General features: G+C 54.9%; 23 protein-coding genes. 12 read left to right on the top strand and 11 right to left on the bottom strand.

The genetic code is table 11. The features are described from left to right. Positions 1–162 precede the first annotated feature (162 nt). Positions 163–570: a TRAM domain-containing protein gene (locus tag EOHIBHHM_RS26080; RefSeq protein ID WP_497259144.1), complete on the top strand. Its 408-nt coding sequence runs from the start codon at positions 163–165 to the stop codon at positions 568–570. Between the two features lie 84 nt (positions 571–654). On the opposite strand, the gene EOHIBHHM_RS26075 is transcribed toward EOHIBHHM_RS26080, so the two are convergent. Both EOHIBHHM_RS26075 and EOHIBHHM_RS26070 read right to left on the bottom strand, forming a co-directional pair. Continuing rightward, positions 655–1662 (bottom strand): DUF6610 family protein, encoded by a 1008-nt coding sequence (locus EOHIBHHM_RS26075; RefSeq protein ID WP_497259142.1) that lies wholly within the window; start codon positions 1660–1662, stop codon positions 655–657. 105 nt (positions 1663–1767) lie between these two features. After that, entirely contained in the window at positions 1768–2067 is a 300-nt protein-coding gene (locus EOHIBHHM_RS26070; RefSeq protein ID WP_497259140.1) for a hypothetical protein, read from the bottom strand. 135 nt (positions 2068–2202) lie between these two features. Between EOHIBHHM_RS26070 and EOHIBHHM_RS26065 the strand changes: the two genes are divergently transcribed. Further along, complete coding sequence (locus tag EOHIBHHM_RS26065; protein WP_497259138.1) at positions 2203–2586, top strand: hypothetical protein; 384 nt, start codon at positions 2203–2205, stop codon at positions 2584–2586. A gap of 19 nt (positions 2587–2605) precedes the next feature. On the opposite strand, the gene EOHIBHHM_RS26060 is transcribed toward EOHIBHHM_RS26065, so the two are convergent. The 3 genes from EOHIBHHM_RS26060 to EOHIBHHM_RS26050 all read right to left on the bottom strand — a co-directional run bounded on the left by EOHIBHHM_RS26060 (position 2606) and on the right by EOHIBHHM_RS26050 (position 3804). Beyond that, positions 2606–2827 (bottom strand): DUF8129 domain-containing protein, encoded by a 222-nt coding sequence (locus EOHIBHHM_RS26060; protein ID WP_497259136.1) that lies wholly within the window; start codon positions 2825–2827, stop codon positions 2606–2608. Positions 2828–2880: 53 nt separating this feature from the next. Beyond that, positions 2881–3144 (bottom strand): DUF7389 domain-containing protein, encoded by a 264-nt coding sequence (locus EOHIBHHM_RS26055; protein ID WP_497259134.1) that lies wholly within the window; start codon positions 3142–3144, stop codon positions 2881–2883. Between the two features lie 168 nt (positions 3145–3312). Next, positions 3313–3804, bottom strand: a complete 492-nt coding sequence (locus EOHIBHHM_RS26050) for a DUF7995 family protein (protein ID WP_497259132.1) — start codon at positions 3802–3804, stop codon at positions 3313–3315. Positions 3805–4069: 265 nt separating this feature from the next. On the opposite strand from EOHIBHHM_RS26050, the gene EOHIBHHM_RS26045 reads away from it, so the two are divergent. Further along, entirely contained in the window at positions 4070–4828 is a 759-nt protein-coding gene (locus EOHIBHHM_RS26045) for a potassium channel family protein (protein ID WP_497257639.1), read from the top strand. 150 nt (positions 4829–4978) lie between these two features. Here the strand turns inward: EOHIBHHM_RS26045 and EOHIBHHM_RS26040 are convergent, their stop codons facing one another. From EOHIBHHM_RS26040 to EOHIBHHM_RS26030, 3 genes are all read right to left on the bottom strand, one after another. Continuing rightward, positions 4979–5383, bottom strand: a complete 405-nt coding sequence (locus EOHIBHHM_RS26040; protein WP_497259130.1) for an SWIM zinc finger family protein — start codon at positions 5381–5383, stop codon at positions 4979–4981. Between the two features lie 68 nt (positions 5384–5451). Continuing rightward, positions 5452–6324, bottom strand: coding sequence for a biosurfactant protein 1 (locus tag EOHIBHHM_RS26035; protein ID WP_497259128.1), 873 nt, complete (start codon positions 6322–6324; stop codon positions 5452–5454). Positions 6325–6452: 128 nt separating this feature from the next. After that, positions 6453–7409 carry a transcription initiation factor IIB gene (locus tag EOHIBHHM_RS26030; RefSeq protein WP_497259126.1) on the bottom strand — a complete coding sequence of 319 codons (957 nt, stop codon included), beginning with the start codon at positions 7407–7409 and terminating at the stop codon, positions 6453–6455. A 905-nt stretch (positions 7410–8314) separates the two neighbouring features. Between EOHIBHHM_RS26030 and EOHIBHHM_RS26025 the strand changes: the two genes are divergently transcribed. The 3 genes from EOHIBHHM_RS26025 to EOHIBHHM_RS26015 all read left to right on the top strand — a co-directional run bounded on the left by EOHIBHHM_RS26025 (position 8315) and on the right by EOHIBHHM_RS26015 (position 11575). Continuing rightward, positions 8315–9784 carry an ABC transporter substrate-binding protein gene (locus tag EOHIBHHM_RS26025; protein WP_497259124.1) on the top strand — a complete coding sequence of 490 codons (1470 nt, stop codon included), beginning with the start codon at positions 8315–8317 and terminating at the stop codon, positions 9782–9784. Further along, positions 9784–10719: a carbohydrate ABC transporter permease gene (locus EOHIBHHM_RS26020; protein WP_497259122.1), complete on the top strand. Its 936-nt coding sequence runs from the start codon at positions 9784–9786 to the stop codon at positions 10717–10719. Before EOHIBHHM_RS26025 ends, EOHIBHHM_RS26020 begins: the two co-directional genes overlap by 1 nt. A gap of 82 nt (positions 10720–10801) precedes the next feature. Next, a complete protein-coding gene (locus tag EOHIBHHM_RS26015) occupies positions 10802–11575 on the top strand; it encodes a carbohydrate ABC transporter permease (RefSeq protein ID WP_497259120.1) in 774 nt (257 codons plus the stop codon). 56 nt (positions 11576–11631) lie between these two features. On the opposite strand, the gene EOHIBHHM_RS26010 is transcribed toward EOHIBHHM_RS26015, so the two are convergent. Together EOHIBHHM_RS26010 and EOHIBHHM_RS26005 are read right to left on the bottom strand one after the other, a co-directional pair. Then, positions 11632–12762 carry an ABC transporter ATP-binding protein gene (locus tag EOHIBHHM_RS26010; protein WP_497259118.1) on the bottom strand — a complete coding sequence of 377 codons (1131 nt, stop codon included), beginning with the start codon at positions 12760–12762 and terminating at the stop codon, positions 11632–11634. Continuing rightward, entirely contained in the window at positions 12759–13583 is an 825-nt protein-coding gene (locus tag EOHIBHHM_RS26005) for a sugar phosphate isomerase/epimerase family protein (protein WP_497259116.1), read from the bottom strand. Before EOHIBHHM_RS26005 ends, EOHIBHHM_RS26010 begins: the two co-directional genes overlap by 4 nt. 387 nt (positions 13584–13970) lie before the next feature. Here EOHIBHHM_RS26005 and EOHIBHHM_RS26000 point away from each other — a divergent pair, with 387 nt between their 5' ends. The 4 genes from EOHIBHHM_RS26000 to EOHIBHHM_RS25985 all read left to right on the top strand — a co-directional run bounded on the left by EOHIBHHM_RS26000 (position 13971) and on the right by EOHIBHHM_RS25985 (position 18026). Continuing rightward, positions 13971–15134, top strand: coding sequence for a substrate-binding domain-containing protein (locus EOHIBHHM_RS26000; protein WP_497259114.1), 1164 nt, complete (start codon positions 13971–13973; stop codon positions 15132–15134). A 23-nt stretch (positions 15135–15157) separates the two neighbouring features. Further along, positions 15158–16135, top strand: coding sequence for an ABC transporter permease (locus tag EOHIBHHM_RS25995; protein WP_497259112.1), 978 nt, complete (start codon positions 15158–15160; stop codon positions 16133–16135). Then, positions 16132–16887, top strand: a complete 756-nt coding sequence (locus EOHIBHHM_RS25990) for an ATP-binding cassette domain-containing protein (protein ID WP_497259110.1) — start codon at positions 16132–16134, stop codon at positions 16885–16887. Before EOHIBHHM_RS25995 ends, EOHIBHHM_RS25990 begins: the two co-directional genes overlap by 4 nt. Before the next feature lie 104 nt (positions 16888–16991). Continuing rightward, positions 16992–18026: a zinc-dependent alcohol dehydrogenase gene (locus tag EOHIBHHM_RS25985; protein WP_497259108.1), complete on the top strand. Its 1035-nt coding sequence runs from the start codon at positions 16992–16994 to the stop codon at positions 18024–18026. Between the two features lie 103 nt (positions 18027–18129). On the opposite strand, the gene EOHIBHHM_RS25980 is transcribed toward EOHIBHHM_RS25985, so the two are convergent. Further along, positions 18130–19221, bottom strand: coding sequence for a substrate-binding domain-containing protein (locus tag EOHIBHHM_RS25980; RefSeq protein ID WP_497259106.1), 1092 nt, complete (start codon positions 19219–19221; stop codon positions 18130–18132). 248 nt (positions 19222–19469) lie between these two features. On the opposite strand from EOHIBHHM_RS25980, the gene EOHIBHHM_RS25975 reads away from it, so the two are divergent. Together EOHIBHHM_RS25975 and EOHIBHHM_RS25970 are read left to right on the top strand one after the other, a co-directional pair. After that, positions 19470–20351: an alpha/beta fold hydrolase gene (locus EOHIBHHM_RS25975; protein WP_497259104.1), complete on the top strand. Its 882-nt coding sequence runs from the start codon at positions 19470–19472 to the stop codon at positions 20349–20351. Positions 20352–20446: 95 nt separating this feature from the next. Next, positions 20447–21262 (top strand): IclR family transcriptional regulator, encoded by an 816-nt coding sequence (locus tag EOHIBHHM_RS25970; RefSeq protein WP_497259102.1) that lies wholly within the window; start codon positions 20447–20449, stop codon positions 21260–21262. Positions 21263–21923: the final 661 nt, after the last annotated feature.

Below are 21923 nucleotides of genomic sequence, written 5' to 3'. Positions count from 1 at the left end.
CCCTTCGGGGGCAGAAAAATTCGCCGGCGAGGAGCGGTTTCTCAGTCTTCGGCTCAGTGCCTCACTACCTGAGCTCACAACGATGCCGTAGACGTGTCCTCCCTACTGCTAATCACCAAGTTAAGATGAGAGAGCAACAAGACTCTCAGACGAGAGTTACACATGCAAATTCCAGATGACTTACTTTGCCTCTTCAGCGCCCGGGTGGATGAGCAGCGAGGCTCATACGTTCTCGAAGTGCCGAAAGAAGAAGTGACAATAGGCGATGTCCAAGTGGGTGATGTTCACCGCGTGGCTGTCTTTGCAGCTGATACTACTGATGACACTCCGTCAACCCACGAAGCGGTGCAGCATCGAGAGAACCTCGCACCAGTTGAGAAAGGGGATCAGCGGACCGTCGACATCGAAGACATCGGAGAACAGGGCGATGGCATTGCCCGTACTGACCGTGGATACGTTCTCATCATCCCTGACACTGAACAAGGTGAACGAGTAACTGTGGAAGTCACTGATGTGAGCGAGTCAGTCGGCTTCGCAGATGTAATTGAGCGAAAACCCTACTACGAGTAACCGAGGCCGGACATCGGTCTTGGTACATGTGGGTGACGCTCGGAGAAACTCGCGCTCTAAGCGAACTTGGAACCCGAGATAATACTATGCTGGCGGGATGTAGACACTGGCCTCGCCCATGACCTCCTCGAGATGGTTTCGAGTGCGATGGGTGAAGTAGCAGTCGTAACAGCAGTACCCACAAACGTCCCCAGTATCGTACTCCGCGACGAATGGGCCACGCGACCCCGTCCAGACGTCGTCTTCACACTCGGTACAGACCGATGAGTGAAGGTTGGCCGGTGTCGGGCGCTGATACTGTGGCTGGTCAGCGTGCTCGGTTGGTCTCTCCGGCCAGACGCCTTGACTCTCCCAAAACGAACGGACATGGCCAAGCCCGTGCCGGACCGTTGCTCGAACTGTCAGGTGGTCGGCGTCGCGACCGCTGTCGTCCCACCCACTGTCCGTCCAGAACTCGCCGAACTGCGCACCGCGATGGAGTCCGTTCCAATCGAGGCCGACGATGTCGGCAGGCGGGTCGCCTGTCAGCGTCGGTTGCGTCAGTTGGTCGATGACGGTGAGTTGCTTGGGTGGACTGCCTCCGAGAATGTGGACTCGACGGCCTCGCCAGTCAACCGGATCAGAAAATTCGTGTGCCAGAATATCCGCGTAGCCACGGGAGTAACCGACGACGATGTCGTCTGGTATCTCCTCAAGTGTCGCTTTGCACTTCGGCACGATGACGAACTCTGTGTCGGGAACGCGCTCTTGGAGGTCTCGCACCGCCCGAACGTACGACTGGGCTTCGGCACGATCGTAGGCGTCGCCGATGATACCGACGCCGGGTTCGTGTTCGAGGACGCGCTCCGTGTAGCGAGCGAGATCTGGATTTCTGAAATCGTTATCGAGCATGCCGACTGGCAACTCGAGGTCGAGAAACTGCTGTTGTTGGTAGCTACAGTCCTCTCGAAAGCCGGTGAGAAACCCGAGGTTCAACGCGTCGATGGCGAACGGCACACGATGAAGAAACGCCACGTACTCTGCCTGTCGAGCGTCGGCGTAGGTGTTTGTCGCGCTGTCGCTGGTTGCGCCGGAGAAGTCGTGAATGGACACAGGAGTCACCTGCGAGGCACCGCCGCCCCGCAGCTCTCAGGGGCGGATAAATACCGCCGCGGGATGCATTACCCAACAAGACCGGAATCAGCCCCACTCTGTTGGTTACTCCTCAAACAAGCAGCGAGCGGCCGCCTCGTTGCCGGCAAGCGTCTGCTGGTTTTCGTCGAGATCTGCGAAGAGCGTCGACTGGTCGCCCTCAGATGAACGGGTGACTTCCGGGCGGTCGTCGACGCCGAACTCGCTCGCCGCTGGTTGGTCACGTCGTGACTCGCGGTCGCGATGATCGACCTCCGCACCGAAGTCCTCGAGCGAGGTTTCGACGCTCGTTTCGGTCACTTCGAGCTGGCCGTCGTCATCAAAAGCTGTCTGCCGATGCACCGAGATGTCTGGTCGGTTGCTCATTTGAATCGAGCCTCCAGCCTTCTGAGGCTTGAAAAACTCTCCGGGAACCAGTTGTTGCCCTCGATGGTCACGAGACCTCTCCGGTAGGAGAGAATACAGACGACGTGTTATGATGGTGTACGACTAATCTTAGTCATGCTCCGCAAGATACTCACACTGATCGGAATCGTCGAACTCTGCGCACCAGACGCGCTGATCGAAGCCGCCGAGCAGATTGCACTCGACAATCCAGATGAGTGTGAGTTGCGGTCATGGGTTGTTCCTGGTGCACGGATTGAAGGATTTGCCTTTTTACTCGTCATGTGGCGCAGTGACGACTCGTATTCGGCATTCAAGAAATTTCTCGGCCTCATCGGGGTTCTCGCCTTGGTCTCCCCACGCGCCTATATCGACTATGCGGCACCGCTGGCGTACACCGACGCCAACAGCTGCAACTGGAAACCCTGGGTGTATCAGGGGACACGCCTCGTCGGCTTGCTGTACGTGCTGATTGCTCTCAACGAGTTGCGGCACGATTGACTTCCGGAATCGACCTAACTTATTCCTCTTCTGTCTGAATCTCCTGTGCCCGCTCTGCGAGTCGCCGCAGAATCCGCACACGCTGTTGATTCGCGTTCTCGTAGGCGACACAGGCTCGAAGCGTGGCCATGTCGTGGATGGTCGCGATACCTGCGTCGACGAGGTGGGTGGTTGGCGCTTCGAGACGCTGCTCGGGTGTGAGGCCAGTCGATGCTGTTGATTCGGCCGAGTCGTTGCTCATTGAGCTTCGCCTCCAGCCATCTGGAGGCGCGAAAAACCACCTCTCTGAGCGCTCTATTCCGCCTCGTCGTCGGGCTGAATCTGCCGAACGTCTTCGGCGAGGTCGTGCAGATACGCTCGCAGCGTGTCCATGTCGTCACGGGCCTCTGCAAGCGTTCGTGCCTTGACCTTGGCCGTCAGTTCGTCCTGGTCTCGCGTCGCCGTTCCACGCTTCAGTTTCACCGTCAGTGACACGCCGACGTCACTGCGCTCGACGTATTCGGTCTGGGTTGCTTCCTCTCGATTCGACTCCGTCGCTGTTGGGTTGTCGTCAGTCATCGGTTTACTGCGAGGGGTCTCTGTCCCCCGCACCCCTCTGGGGGCGAAAAACTCACTCGGCGCTCACCGAGTCAGCAGGTTCGCCATCTCCTTAACCAACAGAAACGGCGGCTCCCGCGCTCTGTTGGTTAAGACTATAGTGGTCCGTTCTGTCGGGCGATTCCTGGCTCAGTAGTGGACATCTGCCGGGATGATCCACACCTGATCGTCGGATTCAAGGACACAATCCAGTTGGTCGCGATGGCGAATCGCCCCGCCGTACTCATCGTACAGGAAGAGCGACGGCCCTCGGTAGGCTCCGAGATTGTAGCAGGCGTGTCGAGCGAGCTCTTTGTCGCGCATGAGTTCCTCAGTAGAGAACTCGTCGACGGCGGCTCGCACTCGTTCGAGATTCCGCTCGAACTCTTCGATTGTTGCGCTCCATCCTCGTTCAAGGAGTTCTGCTCCCTCGTCGGAATCGACTGGTGCTACGACAGGTAGTTCGCCCCACCGTGCCTTTCCGGCGACAGACGTTGTCTCGTCGTCAAACGTCACATAGTAATCGAAGACAGCGGCGGTGTCGGGCCCGACGCCGACGAGTCGGTCGAACGCTGCGTTACCGCTGACGAGGGCATCGTCTCTATTCGGTGCTTCAACGAGCGCGTAGATGAGTTGGTGCATTGTGGCTCTCGGGACGCGATGTGTGTGACGCCCCGCACCCTTGGGGGGCAGAAAAACGCTCTCCGGCGCGCTCCAGTTCGCTTGTGTTTCGATGCTCTCGTTTACTCTTCAATCAGTGATAGGTTTCTGTGGGCATGCTGAAGAGAGGGCGCAAGTTGGTCACGACAGATCCCACCAACTGGTGAAGAATTGAATCGCTGGATTCAGAGCGTGTACTGTTCGTGTGGGTAGTGATGTTTACAGAGACGGGGACTTACATCTCGGTATGGTTGCCACATATCCAATACTGTCGCTACTGGTCATCTTCGCGCTCTCATTGTTGATTGTGCGGATTGGCTCAATTGCGCTGGAGATGACGGGCCTCTCACCAGATGTGGCCTCCTTCCAAGCCACCTCAGCATTCTCTGGAGCAGGATATACCACCGAAGAGGCTGAACAGGCTGTTACTACGGCAGGCCGCCGCAAAACCGTGAAGGCGCTCATTCGACTCGGCAGTATTGGACTTCTCGGTGCAATTTCGTCGCTTGTCCTTTCATTCACTCGAACTGGTGGAGAAAACCTGTTGAACTTACTGTACATTCTCGGTGGTGCCGGTGTAATCATTCTGTTCGCACGGAGTCAATGGTTCAACCGCCTCGTTACGCCACTCATTGAGTGGACGCTTAGTAAGACGACAGAGTTGGAGGTCACAGACTATGCCCAATTACTCGGGTTGCAACGCGAGTATCGTGTGGCAGAGGTGGAAATCAACGCGGGCGATTGGCTGGCAGAGAAGACGATCACTGAATTGGATTTACCAAGCGAGGGTGTGTTGATACTCGGCATCCGCCGGGATAACTCATACATTGGTGCGCCGCAACCAGATGTGGAGGCGAAACCGGGTGACACGCTTGTCCTCTATGGGAAACAAGATCGTCTAAAAGAATTATCAGGACGTCTCAGTGGAGATACAAAGGCTCGGGGAGATGCTGTTGAAGACCACGAAGAAACGCTCGAAGAGCAAGAACAGCTCATTGAACAATAAGCACTCTCTTTCTAACAGCTGGTTTAGTAGAGTGTGATGAAATAAATAGACTCGCCGTGCTGAACTCACGCTCTAAGTTCAGCACGCACTTTCTGTCACCATTGGAGAAATAGACCGATAGCTGCTCGCTTCGTGAGCCGTGAGCCGGTGCTACTCCGGGAGCGTTCGCTTCCCGGTTCGATAGCAATCCCAGCAGGGAAACCCGTCGCCAAGCTCTGCACAGTCGCACTCGTCTGTCTCCCCAGCGTCGCCATCACTGACGACGGTTCCGCCGTCGGCGACCGGCTGCGTTGCAGCGGCATCCAGGAGTGGGGTTCGAATCGCAACCGCCACACGGTGTTTACAGGCTGAGGAATATTTTGCGTCGGCTGGACACTCACAAGCCACCGGAATTCTATCGTCGACGGTGACGTGGTACTCGTGCTCTGCTGGCTCGGCGTGACTGCAGTTTCTGACGCGAATACCGCCATCGAAGCATTCGAACTCGAATGCCTCGTGTTGGGTTCGTTTGACGACTCTCCGGGTTGTATCAAGGTGTGCAAATGCATTCGTCATGGGTCGACGAGGCACCTCTCGAGTGCCCCGCACCCGTCAGGGGGCAAATAAAACTTCTCTGCGTGAGCTTACTGACTCGCTCTTGGGTCAGGCCCAAAGCACGGTGCTCCACACATAGTACAGTCCCAGATTGGCTGTCCACTCCGCCCATTGTCGGAACGTTCCTCGATTGCCGAGAACCGATGTGTTGTCTCTCGGTCACATTCCCAACACTGTAGTGACCTCTTCGTCGGTACCCGACGTTCCTGAGACTCCGAACGCGTCTCCACAGAAGAGTGCTGCAGTGCAATCGCTGGCACGAGCCAGCCGTCGTCGCCGGCGCTCTCGAGGAATGTCGAGAGTTTCGCTTCATCCTCAATAGTGCTCCCACTCTCGTCGTAGAGGTACGTCCCGTGTTCAGTCGGTGAGTGAGCTGAGCTTCCCCAGGTCGTTCGCTCACGGGCAACTGCAAGCACCTCCTCACCATACTTCGAAGCGACTCGAACCGCAGGAGAGAGCGCTGGCCACGCGTCGGTCACCTGAGCGGCAGGCTCCTCGTCGAAGTCGTAGATGAGCTGGCACTCGTCGACGACGCGATCGGACGCATTCGTCACAAGCAGTCTCGCTGCAGCAGCTCCCTTCGCAACGGCGCCGTAGTACGTCGACGACTCGACGAACAGGTGTACGACGTGCAGCAGCGACAGCTCGGTGTCCGAATGACGCTGCTCGTCTGATGGATCGAGATGGTGGGCGAGACAGAATCGGCACTGTGGCTGGCCGGGCGGAATCGACGTCCTACAGGAAGCACACGTTGTCTCTCGCTGGTGACCCTCGGCTGGGTATCCTGCGATGGAACGCCCGTTGTCCTGCGTGTCGAAACAAGCATTGAGTTCGTGATCCGGCGTCCGGGTTGCTTCACCCATCGGACGGAGTGCTTCGTAGTCAGAATAGTGGTCAGTCATCGGCTTGTCTCGATTTCGTCCGCCTTAGTATTTCAATCTCGAGACTACCCGACGAATCGCACTCGGGTTGCGTTCGGCCACAAAAGCACTCGTCTTGTCTGTCGACGCTGTCCTCACCCGAAGAACCCCTACGCCGATGCGACTTGAACCTCCCCGCCGATCAGCTCGGTGAGCTCTGCACGTCGTGCTCGAAGTGTCGCCGGCGTCGTTCCAGCGACTTCAGCAACCTGTGTCTGTGTCAGCGACTCTCCGTGTTCACGACTGACGAGATACAGACAGGCTGCAGCAACCCCAGACGGCTGATAGCCGTTCGTAATGGACGTCTCATGCGCACGCTCGGCCAATCTCTGCGCTTGACGACGAACCCGTGTATCGACATCGAGTTCCGAAGCGAGTTTGGGAAGTAGCGATTGTGGGGCGACGGGCTGTGTCGGGAGTCCCAGTTCTCTGTTCAACGTTTTGTACGCGTTCGTGACACCGGAGTGGTCGACACGAGCAACGTCGACGAGGTCATCGCGCGTGATTGGCCGTCCGTGACACCGACAAACTCCGTAGACGCTGGCGGCGGCTATCGCTTCAATCGACCGACCCAACAAGAGGTCCTCGCGTTGGGCACTCCGGAAGAGCTGACACGCTTGGTTGCGAACTGAACCTCCGAGTCCGAGAGCGCTCGCAACTCGTTGAATCTCACCCAAGCCGTGTGCGAGATTGCGCTCGGCTTTCGACTGGAACCGGCCACGACTATGTTCACGTCGCAGTCGGGCGAGCCGACGTCGTTTCGACTCCGAGAGTGTGCTCCCCTTCCCATCGGTTCTACGCCCGATTTCGGTTGACAAGCCCCGGTCATGACGGGCCGCCGTGAGAGGAGCACCTGTCCGTTCGCGGTTGCTGTCGTCGTCTTCGAACGAGCGCCACTCGGGGCCGTGGTCGATCTGCTGGTCTGCGATGACGAGTCCACAATCTTCACACATTGTTTCCACCGCGTTGGTCGCTACGTGGCCGTTGCATTCGGCACAGGTGTTCGAACTGGACTCATGCTGGACGTCTTCGTCGAAGGTCGTCTCGTAGATATCTCTCGTTGCCATGGTACTCACGAGGGACACCAGACAAGTTGTGAATCTCTCTGCGCCCCTCACCCCTCAGGGGCAGAAAAATACCCATATCCGAATATACTGGGAAGAGAGATCAAAATTTCGCTGAATGCACATTTACAAGTTGCTCTCGCCTCCAAACAATACTGTCTTCCATCATTCGATAATTTCTACTACACTACAAATAATATTGAAACAAGATGTTGCGCTATCTCACTGATGAACATTTCCAATTATACTTTAACAATGTACTTCAGACGAAACCTTATTAATAATAAACTCTCCACAACTTGACTAACTCTCCCGTTTAAAATCATAGTATACTTTTCAAAAATATGCACGTGGCTAAAGGGAGACCGCACCGAGTAACTTCTCTATTCTTAAATTAACGTATAAATCCAAGAATATAGTAACGAATAAATATAGGTACTTGGATAAGTCGTTCTCTAATAGGACAATTGGGCAGTCTTCTAGAACCAAACGTATCGTTACAACCGTAGCTGTGTAATGGGAACCAAGAATACCGACCAAAGGCTAAACATCAACCAACAATAATAACAGAATTCGCCCCTGGTGAATTATCCTCAGTAATCATAGTTGTGGTTCTGATTCTACTACCTCATTTTCAAAATCCTAATGATTGTTTGTACGTTGTGTTCGGTGCTTTCTGTTCGTGTTTCCGCCAGAGATCTCGGTCCAAGCGAGAGGAATTCAACTGAGAAAGCAATGTCTCACCTATTGGTGGATCATGGATACTGTTCGCCGGGTGCGAACAGAGCCGAGCTGCTCTTATCACCCCCTCAGCCTATTCTTTCTTCATTCATAGTGTTACGACAGAGCACAAGCTATGATCTCATCCAACATGGGGATATAAATATGCAGACCAGTATTGTAGGGTCATGCCCATCCGTAGCGGCAGTAAGACAGCGGAGTCTGTATCCACCACGTATAGCACAGCGAACCGGCGCCGATTCCTCAAGACCGCAGCAGTGAGTGGCAGTATCCTCGCAGCAGGATGCCTCAGCGGCAGTGATGGAAGTAGCGGTGAGAATGTCACGGGAACTGCGCGAGACAGCAACTCGCTAAGAGGGACAACAATCAATATGCTTGAGTATGCAGCCGCACAGGCGGCTGCGACACAGGAGGTTCTTCCACAGTTCGAAGAAGAGACTGGTATCTCTGTCAACATCGAGACAGCGCCGTACTCAGATCTAATCTCGAAGCAGTTTACATCACTGAAAGGCAGTTCGGGCAGTTATGACGTTATCGACGTGGACGTCCCATATTGGCCGACATTCGTGAGTAACGATTGGATTCAGCCGCTGAACGACGTCATCGCTGATTCCGGATTCAAGACGAACGACTTCCTCCAGCGTGTCTGGACCGATACCGTCGTCTGGGGTACCCCAGACGACTACCTAAACCTCGACGCAGAGAACATCATGGGTATTCCCTACCAGCCGAACGTTCTCACACTCTACTACCGAAAGGATCTCTACGAGGAGGCAGGACTCAACGCACCGGAGACACTGAGCCAGTATGAGGAGGCTGCACAGACGCTGACAAATCCCAAGGAGGACATCTACGGAATGGCGATGATGGCGAAGCAACACGAGTCGCTCTTCGTCGAATGGAAAAGTATGTATTACGCACAAGGGGGACGATTCTTCGAAGGCGAAAACGTCGAAAGTGCTCCGTTCGGTATTAGTGAGAGTTGGAATCCTGTATTCGATGGAGAGGGTGGGGTCGATTCACTGAAGTACTACAACTCTCTCATTGATGCCCCATACACGCCCAAAGGCGTGACCAGCTGGGATTGGACGAATGTAACGCGGAACTTCATTCAGGGACGACTCGCGACAGCACAGGCGTTCTCGAGCACCGCTAGAGTGGCAAATGATCCGGAGAGCTCTCAGATCGTCGGCAAGGTCGGGTACGCGCCGTATCCCGGTTCGAAGGCCTCAGGCCAACTACTCCGCCGACCTCATTACGGGACGTGGTCGCTCGCCATCCCGAAGAACTCGAAAAAGAAACGGGCAGCATGGGAGTTCATTAAGTGGCTTTCACAGACCGACGTACAGATCGAACGTGCGAAGTACGGCGCACAGCCAAGCCGTCAGTCGGCGTACGATCATCTTACGCAGGCAGAGAACGACGTGTTCCCGACGTCGCCCGAGTTCTTCGAAGCACTGTACGAAGGGCTGACACAATACGGGATCGGCCGGCCGAAAATCAAAGGCTACTTCGAGTGGTCGAGTATCATGCAGAAATGGCTCACTCGATCGGTGACGCAGAACGTAGATGAGCAGACAGCACTCAAAAACGCAGCTGAGGAGACACGGACTCTCCTAGAGGAGCAGGGATACTAATGTCGACTACGCACGAGATCAGTCGTGACTCCCTCACCCATCAGATCCGGCAGCGACTTGCTCGCTTTCGGGTGTGGATCCTTGAAGACAGGTCGGTGAAGTGGCTATTCGTCCTTCCAGCTTTCCTCTATGCCGTCGCCTGGGTGCTCTATCCGATGGTGTTTCTCTTCCGGTTGAGCGTCTTCAGCGACGTCGGCGGGACGTTTGTTGGGCTGCAGAACTTCGCCAGCGTCTTGGATAGTGTGACGTTCACGAACGCGGTAAAGAACACGCTCTTATTTGCAGTTCCAGCTGTTACACTTAAAATAGTTCTCGGTCTCGGGGTCGCCGTTGCGTTCGATGAGCTCACACGCGACCGTGACCTCGTCCAGACGTTGCTCCTGATGCCGATGGTGTTGACACCCTTCGCCGTCGGGTTGATGTTCCGCTGGTTCTTCGATTCGGAGCTCGGGATTATCAACTATCTGCTCGGAGCCACCGGCGTTAGCGGCCCGGTCTGGCTGAGCACACCCGGGGTCGCTATGGCGTCGGTGATCATTGCCGACGTCTGGCAGTGGACACCGTTCGCCTTCGTCATGCTCTACGCTGCGTTGCAGAGCGTTCCTCGGGACCTGATCGAGGCAGCAATGATGGACGGTGCAAACTGGTTCCAGCGCTTCCGGTACATCGTGTTACCCCAACTGTATTCGGTGCTCACAATCTCCACGCTCATCCTGCTAATCATGAGCTTCAAAGGTGGGGACAAGATATTCGCGATGACCGGTGGTGGTCCCGGTTCGACAACCAAAACCCTGACCATGCTCATTTACGAGAACGCGTTCTCGTTCCTCAACTCGTCGAAGGCGGCCGCGATGTCAGTTCTGTTCCTCGTGGCCATCATCGTTATCGGGAACCTGTTCGTCCTCGTGCTTTCGCGGATTCGGGGGGAGACCTAATATGGCGACGAGTCAATCGACGGAGGTTCAGAGACGACTGGGTCGTGCCGGTGGGATTGCTGTCGTCGTCGTCGCTGCACTCGTGGCTGCCTTCCCCCTCTACTGGATTATCACCCGGTCGTTCATGACCGGGCGGGCGGCGTTTCAGCTCCCGCCGGTATGGTTCCCACAGCAGCCGACGCTCGCTGCGTACGAGACAATCCTGGTGGAAGGAGCCTACTTCGACTATCTGCTCAACAGTACCATCTCGACAGTTATCGGTGTAGCACTGGCACTAGTACTCGGCGTCCCGGCGACGTACGGACTCGTTCGGTACGACTTCCCTTACGGCCTTGACGAGCATCTGGGCTTCTTTTTCCTCTCGCTGTTCATGCTCCCACCGATCGTCGTGACGATTCCGTACTTCGACCTGCTCCAGCAGCTCGGTGGTATCGACAACAACGTTTGGCTCGGACTCATCTACGCCGTGTTCAACCTCCCACTCATCGTCTGGTTCACTCGGGGCTTCATCGAGGACATCCCCAGCAGTCTTGGTGAAGCGGCGCTCGTCGATGGGGCTAACGAGATTGAGGTATTCTATCATATCTATCTACCACTCATCCGGCCTGGTATGGCCGCAGCGGCGATTATTAGCTTCATCCTCACGTGGAACGAGTATCTCTTCGCGTTGGTTCTCACGCGGACCGAGGCGAAGACGCTCCCCGTGGCGACGACAGAGTTCGTCGGCCAGTACAACATCTCGTGGAACGAGCTATCGGCGGGGCTTGTCATCACGCTGTTGCCTGTGGTCGTCTTTCTCTTTGCCACTCAACAGTACATCATCTCGGGACTGACGAAAGGCGCTGTCAAGGAGTAACGACGGCTGCTTTCGCTGATCGAGATTTTTTGTAGAAGAGACAGTGAAAGACCTGCTCAGACCCGCAGGTCGGCTTCGTCAGTCGGTGCTTCGCGTGTGTGAAGCGCCCGCCCGTTCTCTCTGTCGAACAAATGAATCTTGCGTCCGGGGAAATCAACGTGGAGCGTCTCACCGGAATGAATCACCTGATCGCCGGGCAGACTCGCGACGACACGCTGGCCGCCAATGTCGAGGTAGACGTGGTTCGCATCTCCAGTCGGTTCGACGACAGAGACGGTCGCACTGATTGCGTTGTCGTTACCGGCGTCGACTACCTTGATGTCTTCCGGACGGATGCCGAGAACGGTCGCCGATTCGTCGGCAACCGCATTCGCTGCTGCCGCCGGCAGCGTATACCGGAACCCATCGTGGATAAGTTCGTCGTCTCTGTGAGTCACCTCGAAGAAGTTCATTGAGGGTGAGCCGATGAAGCCAGCGACGAACTGGTTCGCCGGCTGGTGGTAGCACTCTAGTGGCGTGCCGACCTGCTGAAGCTGGCCATCGTTCAGGATGGCGATACGGTCACCCATCGTCATCGCTTCGGTCTGGTCGTGGGTCACGTAGACAGTGGTAACGTTGAGATTCTCTTGGAGGTTCTGAAGTTCGATACGCATCTCTGTCCGGAGTTTCGCGTCGAGGTTTGAGAGTGGCTCGTCCATCAGGAAGACCGCCGGCTTCCGGACGATTGCGCGCCCGAGCGCTACGCGCTGCTGTTGACCCCCCGAGAGCTCCCCTGGTTTCTTATCGAGGAGGTCGCTGATCCCCATTAGTTCGGCAGTCGAGGTCACTTGTCGATCGATCTCATCGTTCGAGAGCGTTGTCGACATCTTCAATCCGAACGAGATGTTCTCTCGGACCGTCATGTGGGGATACAGCGCGTAGTTCTGGAACACCATCGCGATGTTACGGTCGTTCGGACGGCGGTCAGTGATATCGGTCTCGGCGAGTTGAATCTCGCCGTCGGTGGCGGTTTCCAACCCTGCAATCATCCGAAGCGTCGTTGATTTGCCACAGCCGGACGGGCCGACGAAGACGAGAAACTCCCCTTCTTCAATCGTCAGCGAGAGGTCGTCAACGGCGAGGATTCCCCCGCCGCCGTCGTAGATCTTGGTAACGTTCGAGAGTGAAAGCGTGTTCGTGGCCATCATTCAATCATTGCTTCGAGATTTTCGCGTGCGGCCCAAGCTGCCTCGTCCGGATCCAGATGCCCACCGAAGATTTCGACGGTGTAGTGACCGTCGTAGCCGATGTCGTTCAGCCGAGAGAGCATCGGCTCGAACGAGAGATCTCCCTTTCCCGGCGGGAGACGGTTGGTGTCCGACAGGTGAATGTGGACAAGGTCGTCGGCGAGTTCATCGACGTAGCTGGTCGGCGAATCACCCTCGGCGTGGGCATGGAACGTGTCGAACATCACACCGAGACTGTCCGAACTGACTTCATTAAGTACTCGTAGCTGGTCCTGTGGAGTGTTGATGAGGTTCGAGTCTGCAGGCGTTGCCTCAACGGCGATGGTCTTGTCACGACGCTCTGCTTCTTCAGCGACGTCTGCGAGCACTGACTGCATGTTCTCCCAGGCGTCGTCGTATGACTGGGTTGCGAGTCGCCATCCACCAACCCAGATGACGATGTCGCTGTCGAACATTTCTGCAACGTCCAAGCAGCCAAGATAATGCTCACGTGCGGCTTCTCGTTCGACTTCGAGCGGGCTCGCCGGATTCGGTCCAGGGCCTCCACCGAGTGCCGGACAGATAGATGAGACAGCTAGTCCTGTTTCATCGAGCGCTTTCTGAACGCTTTCTGCACGTTCGTCGTCCATGTATGGCGGCCATGCGTGCGGCGAGGCGGCACCAAATTCGATAGAGTCGAAGCCGTTCTGGTCGATCTTCCGGATGGTGTCTTCGAGCGTGTAACTCGGAGTCCATGCCGGGAAACTAGCGTACAACCACGTATTAAGGCCTATGCTAGGCATAGCAGTTCACTATGTAACGTCATCTATGATAAGTCCTTGGGAGGAAGTCGCATTCGTCGTGTCTGGTCCTATTGCTTTCCCATCTTCCAGACTGGTCGGTGGCCCCGCCCAGACTGTTGAACGAAATCACTCTGTGGGATTGACAGGCTGGGCGAAAGGATTGGTAATTGGTTGAGTGACTCGGAGCCCAGCCTGTGATAGAGTCACAGTCACCACTGAAATAAATCCTCGGTAACCATCTCGGAGACCTACAGCGTCTCCACCCCGGTGTATAACTAGAATTATGGGAAATTGGTGCTCTGACTGATGACGGAACTTCTCAGGTAGGATTGTCGATCGCGATAATTATAAATAGTGGCAGTAACGATAGCTTTGTAGAGTGTTAGCATGAGGTGTAATCAGAGCCGTCGGACGTTCCTGAAAGCGATCAGTACAACCGGTATTGGGGCCGGACTTGCGGGCTGTACTTCTGGAGGCCAGGGTAATGGAAGCAGCGGCAGTAGCGGTGGAAACAGTACAAACGACGTACAGTTTGACCTCGACACCATTGAACCCGATAGCCTCGTCGGTAAGGGGCCTAACGGTGCTGATCCGGAGCCGATGGAAACGATGTCACTCAGTGACGATCAGATCGCGAAGGTCAAGGATGGTAATTTCAACGTCGAAGTTGTCTTCCACTACAAAGGGGACACCTGGGTGAAGCTTCAACGCGAAGCTATCAAGAAACGAACCAAGGAACTGGGGATGAACATCACTGGGATTCACTACCCAGACTTCGATCCAGAGAAACAGAGTAATGTCCTCCAAACTGTGGCACAGAAAGACAATGTCGACGGTGTGTTTTCCATTCCGGTCGACACTGCAGCGACAGTTGATGCCTATCGCGAGGTCAGTGAGGCAGGGAAGAAGCTCGTTTTCATGGATAACATCCCGGAGGGATTCAAGCATCCCAGTGATTACGCAGGGCTTGTCGCTGCTGACAACCGAGCTATGGGAACTATCAGTGGTCGAATGATGGAGGCACTTGCCGACTCGGGAAAAATCATCGTCATCAAATTCGACGTACCCTTCTACGTCGTCGACGAACGAGAGAAAGGGTTCACGAACGTCCTCAAATCCAACGATAATTACGAGCTTAAGGAGTACGGATTCACCGACTCAGGAAAGGTACTCTCACTCGCCCAGAATGCACTGACGGCGAACCCCGACGCGGCTGGACTCTGGGCTCCGTGGGTCAGCCCACCTGGAGCGCAGGCTATCCAAGCGCTTAACGAACAGAATATGGATATTCCAGTCACGTCTTGTGATTTGGGAACACGGAGTGCGGTACTCCTTGCTGAAGACACTCCACTCAAGGGCGTTGGGTCTCAACAGCCCTTCCAGCAAGGGATTACGGAGGTGAACATGATGGCCCACGCCTTAATCGGCAACGAGACATCTCCGTACGTTGGGGTTCCCTCGCCAGCCGTTGCAGAACAGAATCTTCTCGAGATGTATCCCAAGATACTCCGCAAGCAACCGCCTGAGGAAGTCACGAAGCACTTCGAATGATTCGGTGATTAAACCTGATAAATATGTCTACGAAATCAACTACAGACATCCAACACGCCATCAGCGACACGTTAGATAGCGTCAGTGAACTCGTCCTATTGTCCGGGGCGATCGTTCTCCTCGCAGCCTTCTTCGCCGTCACGAGTCCAGTGTTCCTCTCCGTAGGAAACTTTGTCAACATCATCCGGCAAACGGCAATCGTTATCGTACTCGGACTGGGTATGACCTACGTCATTATCAGTGCCGAAATCGATGTCTCCATCGGAGGCGTAATGGCGATAAGCGGCGTCGTGGCAGCCCTCACGATCAATGCTGTTGGGCCGGTCGCCGGTGTACTAGCCGGATTGGCGGTGGGACTCATGTTCGGATTCTTCAACGGCTTGGCTACTGTTCGCTTTGGCATTCCGTCGTTCATCGTCACCATCGGTACGTTAGGCATCGCCCGCGGCAGTGCGTTCATTGTCTCGCAACAGGAGCCCATCATCGTCAGAAGCGAGGCATTCGCGTCAACGTTCGGCGGGAGTGTCGGTCCGATCCCGACTCTCATCCTCTGGGCGCTTGTGCTCTCAATTATCGCTGGTATCGCGCTCTGGAAGACTCGTGTCGGCCGGCACGTGTACGCCACCGGCGACTCCGAGCAGGCGGCACGATACTCTGGTATCGATACCGACCGAGTGAAGATACTGACGCTATCCATCGCTGGCGTCGCTGCAGCTGTTGCTGGATTGTTATTCATTGGTCGCCTCGGTGTCGCCCGCCCGGGGATGGGAAGCGGCATCGAACTCGCCGTCATCGCCGCCGTTATCATCGGTGGAACGTCGTTGTTTGGCGGCCGGGGGACGATCGTCGGAACGTTGCTCGGTGCGCTCCTCATCAGCGTTATTGACAACGGACTCGTCCTGCTTGGCTACGGATCGAGTTGGCAACAACTCATCCGCGGACTTGTCATCATCGCTGCTGTCGCGCTTCGCACCAAAGACGAGGACGGTGATTGGTTATGAGTGAGGTGATTCGCTTGGAAAACATCTCCAAGCAGTTTGGGCAGATACAGGCTCTAGAGGACGTATCGTTCGGTATCGAGGAGAACGAGGTATTGGCACTGGTCGGCGACAACGGTGCTGGCAAGTCGACGCTTATCAAAATCATCAGTGGCGTCCTCAAACAGACAAGCGGTACCGTCTACGTTCGGGGCGAACCGGCCGAATTGAACGATTACAACGATGCCGAGGAGCGCGGTATTGAAACCGTCTATCAGGACCTCGCCATCGCACCACATCGTACGATTGCGGAGAACATCTTCCTTGGCAACGAGCTACTGGATTCGGGACTGCTTGGCCAACTGTTCCGCTTTGTCGACGACGACCGGATGGCTGAGGAGGCCACAGAACTGCTCTCACGATTGGAGCTAGACCTGGATTCACGTAGCGAGGTCAGGAACTTCTCCGGAGGTGAACAGCAGAGTGTCGCCATCGCACGTGCGCTTCAATCCAACCCAGACATCGTCATTCTCGATGAGCCAACCAGCGCTCTCTCGTTGGATGCAACTCAGCGTGTACTTGACCTCATTAAGCGCCTCAATGACCAGGACGTCACTATTATTCTGATCAGTCACAACCTCGAGGCAGTGTTTGACGTCGCCGACCGAGCCGCAATCCTGGCGTCGGGCCGACTCGTCGGCGTTGAAGACCTCACCGACGTGACTGAGGACGAACTTGTGGGAATGATGATGGGTCGCGCGAAAACCGCTGACTGACTTACCTCTCTTTCGCTTCCATCGTCGGGTGATTGTTTTTCGAATGGTAATGAATATGTCAATAGTTTTATATTAGTGGCGACTATAGCTAAGTGTGAACGTCTATGAAAGGCGTAGTACTCCCCGGAGATAAGGAAGCGTACGTACAGAACTGGGACCGCGCGTCCCTGGGAACAAACGAAGTTCGTGTCGAGATTGGCGCTGCAGCCCTCTGTCGTAGCGATATGAGTCTCTATAACGGAAACCCACTCGTCGGAAGTAAGCCTGCTGGTGAGGTCGTTCCCGGCCACGAACCGGCCGGAACCATCTCCGAGGTTGGTGACAATGTCGACCACCTATCAGTGGGCGACCGTGTCGCTATTAACTGCTTTGCGGGCTGTGGTCACTGCGAGTACTGCCAGCAAGGTGAGCCGAACCTCTGTCCCGACGTAGAAATTCTCGGTTTCGATCGGCACGGAGGCGATGCCGAAGAGCTGGTTACCCCGGCGTCAACCTGCCACCTGATGCCCGACGAGATGAGTATGGGGGTCGGAGCCGTTGCGACGGATGCACTCGGAAATCTCTATAGCACGCTCAACGAGTGTAATGTTAGTGGTACCGACACTGTTGGTATCATCGGCCTTGGTCCGATGGGGCTTGCAGGTGTCCTCAACGCCGACGCGATGGGTGCCGATGTCGTTGCGTTCGAGCTCGTCGATCACCGCCGCGAGAAAGGACTCGAACTCGGCGCAAAGTACGCGGTCGATCCGAGTGAGGAGAACCCTGAAGCACGTGTCGACGAAATCACCAACGGACGCGGTCTCGATGTCGTCGTCGATTGCTCTGGCGCTCAACCCGGAATCGAGATGGGCTTCAACCTCGTTAAGAAGCACGGCACGTTCGCCCAAATCGGTGAGACGGACGAGGTCACACTCAATCCCAGTGAGGACCTCATTCACAAGAAGGTCAACTACATGGGATCGTGGTATTTCCGGACGCACGAGTGGCCGGAGATCGCGGAGTTCATCGTTGAGAAGATTGGCAACGAGCAGGCTGAGAAAATCATCTCCCACGAATACCCACTTGAAGAGGAGAGTGTACAAGAGGCGTTCAAAAAATTCGACAACCACGAGACGCAGAAGGTTATCTTCACGCCGTAACCTCGACTTTCAACCTCCGAAGTAGCCGATTTTTGACGAGCGATGGAACCATCTCGAAAAATTCGTCTTTAGAGAATAAAGTAAAATGCGACTGACGTACGCTCTACTTTTGCGTTAGTTCAGTTTCCTCGAAGAACGCCGTTACCGATTCTGGTGGGGTTTCCTGATAATGTTCCAAATACTGTTCGAGGAGGTTGCCGCGATAGACCGGCAGTGAGCCCGACGCGATGTACGGCGGTGTCTCGTTGCCGAGGAGTGCCTGCCCAACCATGTCCGCTTCGATGCGGCCCTGTTGGTAGGGGAACTGTGCGCCTACAGCCTTGATGATTCCATCCTGTGCAATCATCTCTGCCGTCTTCGTCGTAAAGTCGGTTGCAGTAATGATCAAGTCGTCGCGTCCGAGGTCTGTTGCAGCTGCTGCTGCTTGCATCCCCGGTGGGTCGTCCCAGCTCACGAACAACCCGTCGAGGTCGGGGTATGACGTCAGAATATCGTGTGCGCGGTCGTAGACTTCATCAGGGTGAGTGAACCCGGTCTCTGCGACAACTGAGATGTCGGCTGTGTCTTCGAGTACGGACCGTGCACCGACCTCTCGCTGTTCGGTAACGTAGAAGGGAGCATTGTGCTCAACGAGACCGACGGTTCCCTCCTTGACGAACTCCTTCAGGAATCGTCCAGCGACGATGCCAACACCCTCGTTGTCCGATGAAACCATCCCTGCGTAATCGTCGCCTGGAGCGAATCCGGCGGGAACGTTGTCCATGAAGACGATGTCGATGCCTGCATCTGCGACTTCTCGGTACGCTTTGGAGGTCGCAACTGTATCCACTGGAATCGAAACGAGTGCATCCGCATCGGATAGAGCGACAGAGTTGAGGATGTCAGATTGGACGCTCGCGTCGAATTCCGCCCCGCTGACGCTGTCGAGCGTGATTCCCAATTCGTCGAATCGGGTCTCCAACCCCTTCAACTGCAGTCGCGTCCAGGCTGTCTTCAGATAGTGAAAGACGATGGCGACCGAGTAGTCCCCGTTTTTCAACTCGGTGATCTGTGACTCCGACAAGGAGACAACTTCGGGGAGCGCGGGGGATTCACCGTTCGGCCCCCTCCCCACAGGACTATCCACTCTGATATGATCCATGTTCTTACGTTTACCGATAGTCGGTTCGTCTATTAGTTGTTGTGGTGAGCTCACCTCGTTAATTGTTCCTTTTTTATTCAGCTTCCAAGTGATTCTATCTCTAACCTTGGTTTGGCGAACGTCTCCAAGCTAGGTATGCATGTCCGACACTGTTCTCACCGACACTTTTATTATATAGTATGGTTCACTGTAGCATAGTACCGTACAGAACTACTGGAACACTTGAAGTCGACCCCCTGACGTCTCGACTAAGTGGAATATGAGAGTGGACCAGCCAGACGGTACATGAGCGTAACCAACCCATGAGACAGGAAATCACCGATCACAACGGAGAGAGAGTCACCCACGGAAAAGAGCGCATTAACGGAGTTCGACTTCATTACTACACAGCGGGCTCTGGCGATCCGCTGGTACTTCTTCACGGCGTCCCGAAGACATCCTACTACTGGCGCAAGGTCGTCCCTCTTCTGAGTCACGAGTATACCGTCGTTGTTCCTGACCTACGTGGTTTCGGAGATTCTGAGATTGCCCGTAACGGCCACGATATGAAAACGATGGGAGATGATGTGGCAAAGCTTATGAATGAACTTGGGCATGAAACGTACCGAGTTGTCGGAGAAGACTGGGGTGCGACGACCGGACTTGCCTTGGCGGCACAGTATCCCGACCAGGTGGAGAAACTGGCGTTTCTCGAGATGATAATGGATGGCTTCGGCTTGCAAGACTGGTCGTTCCTCACAGAGGAGAACGTTGGAAATCAGCGTTGGCTCTGGCACATCAACTTCTACGCAGTCCCCGATTTCCCCGAGATGCTTATCAGTGGCAAAGAACGGCGTTACTTCGAGCATTTCTTCAAAATCGAATGTCATGACCCGGCTGCCGTACCGGATCATGCCATCGAGGAGTACGTCCGCTCGTTCTCCCAGCCAGGAGGGCTGCAGAACATGCTCGAAGTCTATCGGCATCCCTTCGAAAACGCGGCCTTCTTTGAGACGATGACGGAAGACAAGTTGGAGATGCCTGTCTTGGCCGTCGGAAGCACGCATTTCATTGGCGAGGAAGTCGAGCGGCAGATGAATTATGTAGCGAACGATGTGACCGGAGAGACTCTCGAGTGGGGTCATCAACTGGCTGAGGAGTGTCCCGACGAGTTGGCAGAAGTACTTCTTGAGTTCATGGGATAACAGACAGCTGTCGTCTCGCGGGCACTCTCGTCGAATCTCACTAGGGAACTGCCTCCCAAATAGCTAAGTAAGTCGATAATAGATTACAAAGAAGGATGAAAAGCGAATCTGACCCCGTCAACACCGTCGAAGCGGTTGAGCGGGCGTTCAGTATCATTCGGGCGCTGCGAGAACTAAACGGTGCAGGCGTCACAGAACTCGCGAACTATCTCGGGATGTCGAAGAGTGGCGTTCACAAGCAACTGACCACTTTAGTCAAAGCGGGCTACATCACGAAGCTTCGGGGTGAGTACCGACTCGGATTTAAATTCATTTCTGACGGCGAGTTCGTCAAGAATAGTAGTCTCTTCTACAACGTTGGTGCCCCGGAAATCGACAAACTCGCACAGAAGTGCAAAGACTGTGTGTATCTCGCGGCAATGGAGAACGATGGCGCATACTGCATCTACACTGCGGAAGGAGACAACTCAGTGGCTGCTGACGTGAAGTTCGGCCAGCGCGTCTCAATTCACAGTACTGCGGCTGGAAAGGCGATTCTTGCGGAACTTCCCGAGGCAAACCGATACCGGGCACTCCAAAGTGGGTTAGAGAAGAAGACAGAGCAGACTCTGACGGATCTCGATCAACTCGAGTCCGAACTAGCTACGATCCGTGAACGAGGAATCGCGTTTGAAGATGAAGAAAACGTTCAGGGTGTCCGCGGCGTCGGTTCACCGATTCTCTCTCCAGAAGACGACGTCCTCGGAGCAGTCGCCATTTCGGGACCGAAGTCTCTACTGACTGACGACCGCTTCGAAGAAGAACTGCCTGAACTAATCCGCCAGACGAAGAACTTCATTGAGGTCAAATTCTCGCTCAACTCGAGGGATCCCCATCAGGACGGCTCACACGTCCCCGAAGGGTTTTATTGACTGTTTTCGTCGATTTGCGAATTCCCAACTACGAAAGTGCTGTGAACTCAATATCGTGCTCGATTTCCGAGGAGCGAACAAGCTATCAGGTGGCTATTCGAGCAGCCCGTCTCCGATCTTATTAGTGCCTCTGACTCAATGCGGCGAAAAATAGCCTTATTCGAGTTCTAATTTGGTTTTCCTACTTTCTTGTTGTGTAAAACAAATTGGCCCTCCGGTGACTGTGCTTCAAACTCATTTTTGGGCATTATACGAAGGACATCTTTTCTGCTTCGGAGTAAGCGCTGATATAACCACTGTCCACGTCTCGCGAACGCGGACTGAATGATCCTAATTCTCCCGCGACTCTGTTCCACCTTCATCACCTTCCCGTCCTACGAATTAGACTTCATCACCAAACCGAATTCTCACCGTTCGCTCCCAGCGAACGTGAGCTGATGTGTCGGCCCCCAGACTACTTTGGGGTCCATATGCGTCAATTACATATGTAGTACTGTAATGTCTCACCTTCGGTGGTCAATTCAATCACAATATCTAATCTACTCTCAACTACCTATTCCAAGGCATCAATATCCAATTTAATCTGTCTACAGCGGCTTAGTGTAGGTATTCCTAATATGATTAATCTCCCTGATTATTCACCGACATTTTTCTTTCTTAG

It is taken from the genome of Halogranum roseipondis (genome assembly GCF_059695585.1).
Note: the sequence above shows the minus strand (reverse complement) of the source record. Positions and strands in the feature narration are given on the sequence as shown.

Coding starts and splice junctions, on each gene's coding strand:
- EOHIBHHM_RS26070 (WP_497259140.1), bottom strand. CDS start 2,067: ATGAGCAACCGACCAGACATCTCGGTGCATCGGCAGACAGCTTTTGAT.
- EOHIBHHM_RS25985 (WP_497259108.1), top strand. CDS start 16,992: ATGAAAGGCGTAGTACTCCCCGGAGATAAGGAAGCGTACGTACAGAAC.
- EOHIBHHM_RS26020 (WP_497259122.1), top strand. CDS start 9,784: ATGTCGACTACGCACGAGATCAGTCGTGACTCCCTCACCCATCAGATC.
- EOHIBHHM_RS26025 (WP_497259124.1), top strand. CDS start 8,315: ATGCCCATCCGTAGCGGCAGTAAGACAGCGGAGTCTGTATCCACCACG.
- EOHIBHHM_RS25970 (WP_497259102.1), top strand. CDS start 20,447: ATGAAAAGCGAATCTGACCCCGTCAACACCGTCGAAGCGGTTGAGCGG.
- EOHIBHHM_RS26050 (WP_497259132.1), bottom strand. CDS start 3,804: ATGCACCAACTCATCTACGCGCTCGTTGAAGCACCGAATAGAGACGAT.
- EOHIBHHM_RS26005 (WP_497259116.1), bottom strand. CDS start 13,583: ATGCCTAGCATAGGCCTTAATACGTGGTTGTACGCTAGTTTCCCGGCA.
- EOHIBHHM_RS25995 (WP_497259112.1), top strand. CDS start 15,158: ATGTCTACGAAATCAACTACAGACATCCAACACGCCATCAGCGACACG.
- EOHIBHHM_RS26030 (WP_497259126.1), bottom strand. CDS start 7,409: ATGGCAACGAGAGATATCTACGAGACGACCTTCGACGAAGACGTCCAG.
- EOHIBHHM_RS26080 (WP_497259144.1), top strand. CDS start 163: ATGCAAATTCCAGATGACTTACTTTGCCTCTTCAGCGCCCGGGTGGAT.
- EOHIBHHM_RS26055 (WP_497259134.1), bottom strand. CDS start 3,144: ATGACTGACGACAACCCAACAGCGACGGAGTCGAATCGAGAGGAAGCA.
- EOHIBHHM_RS26045 (WP_497257639.1), top strand. CDS start 4,070: ATGGTTGCCACATATCCAATACTGTCGCTACTGGTCATCTTCGCGCTC.
- EOHIBHHM_RS26010 (WP_497259118.1), bottom strand. CDS start 12,762: ATGATGGCCACGAACACGCTTTCACTCTCGAACGTTACCAAGATCTAC.
- EOHIBHHM_RS25975 (WP_497259104.1), top strand. CDS start 19,470: ATGAGACAGGAAATCACCGATCACAACGGAGAGAGAGTCACCCACGGA.
- EOHIBHHM_RS26065 (WP_497259138.1), top strand. CDS start 2,203: ATGCTCCGCAAGATACTCACACTGATCGGAATCGTCGAACTCTGCGCA.
- EOHIBHHM_RS26035 (WP_497259128.1), bottom strand. CDS start 6,324: ATGACTGACCACTATTCTGACTACGAAGCACTCCGTCCGATGGGTGAA.
- EOHIBHHM_RS26000 (WP_497259114.1), top strand. CDS start 13,971: ATGAGGTGTAATCAGAGCCGTCGGACGTTCCTGAAAGCGATCAGTACA.
- EOHIBHHM_RS26060 (WP_497259136.1), bottom strand. CDS start 2,827: ATGAGCAACGACTCGGCCGAATCAACAGCATCGACTGGCCTCACACCC.
- EOHIBHHM_RS26040 (WP_497259130.1), bottom strand. CDS start 5,383: ATGACGAATGCATTTGCACACCTTGATACAACCCGGAGAGTCGTCAAA.
- EOHIBHHM_RS25990 (WP_497259110.1), top strand. CDS start 16,132: ATGAGTGAGGTGATTCGCTTGGAAAACATCTCCAAGCAGTTTGGGCAG.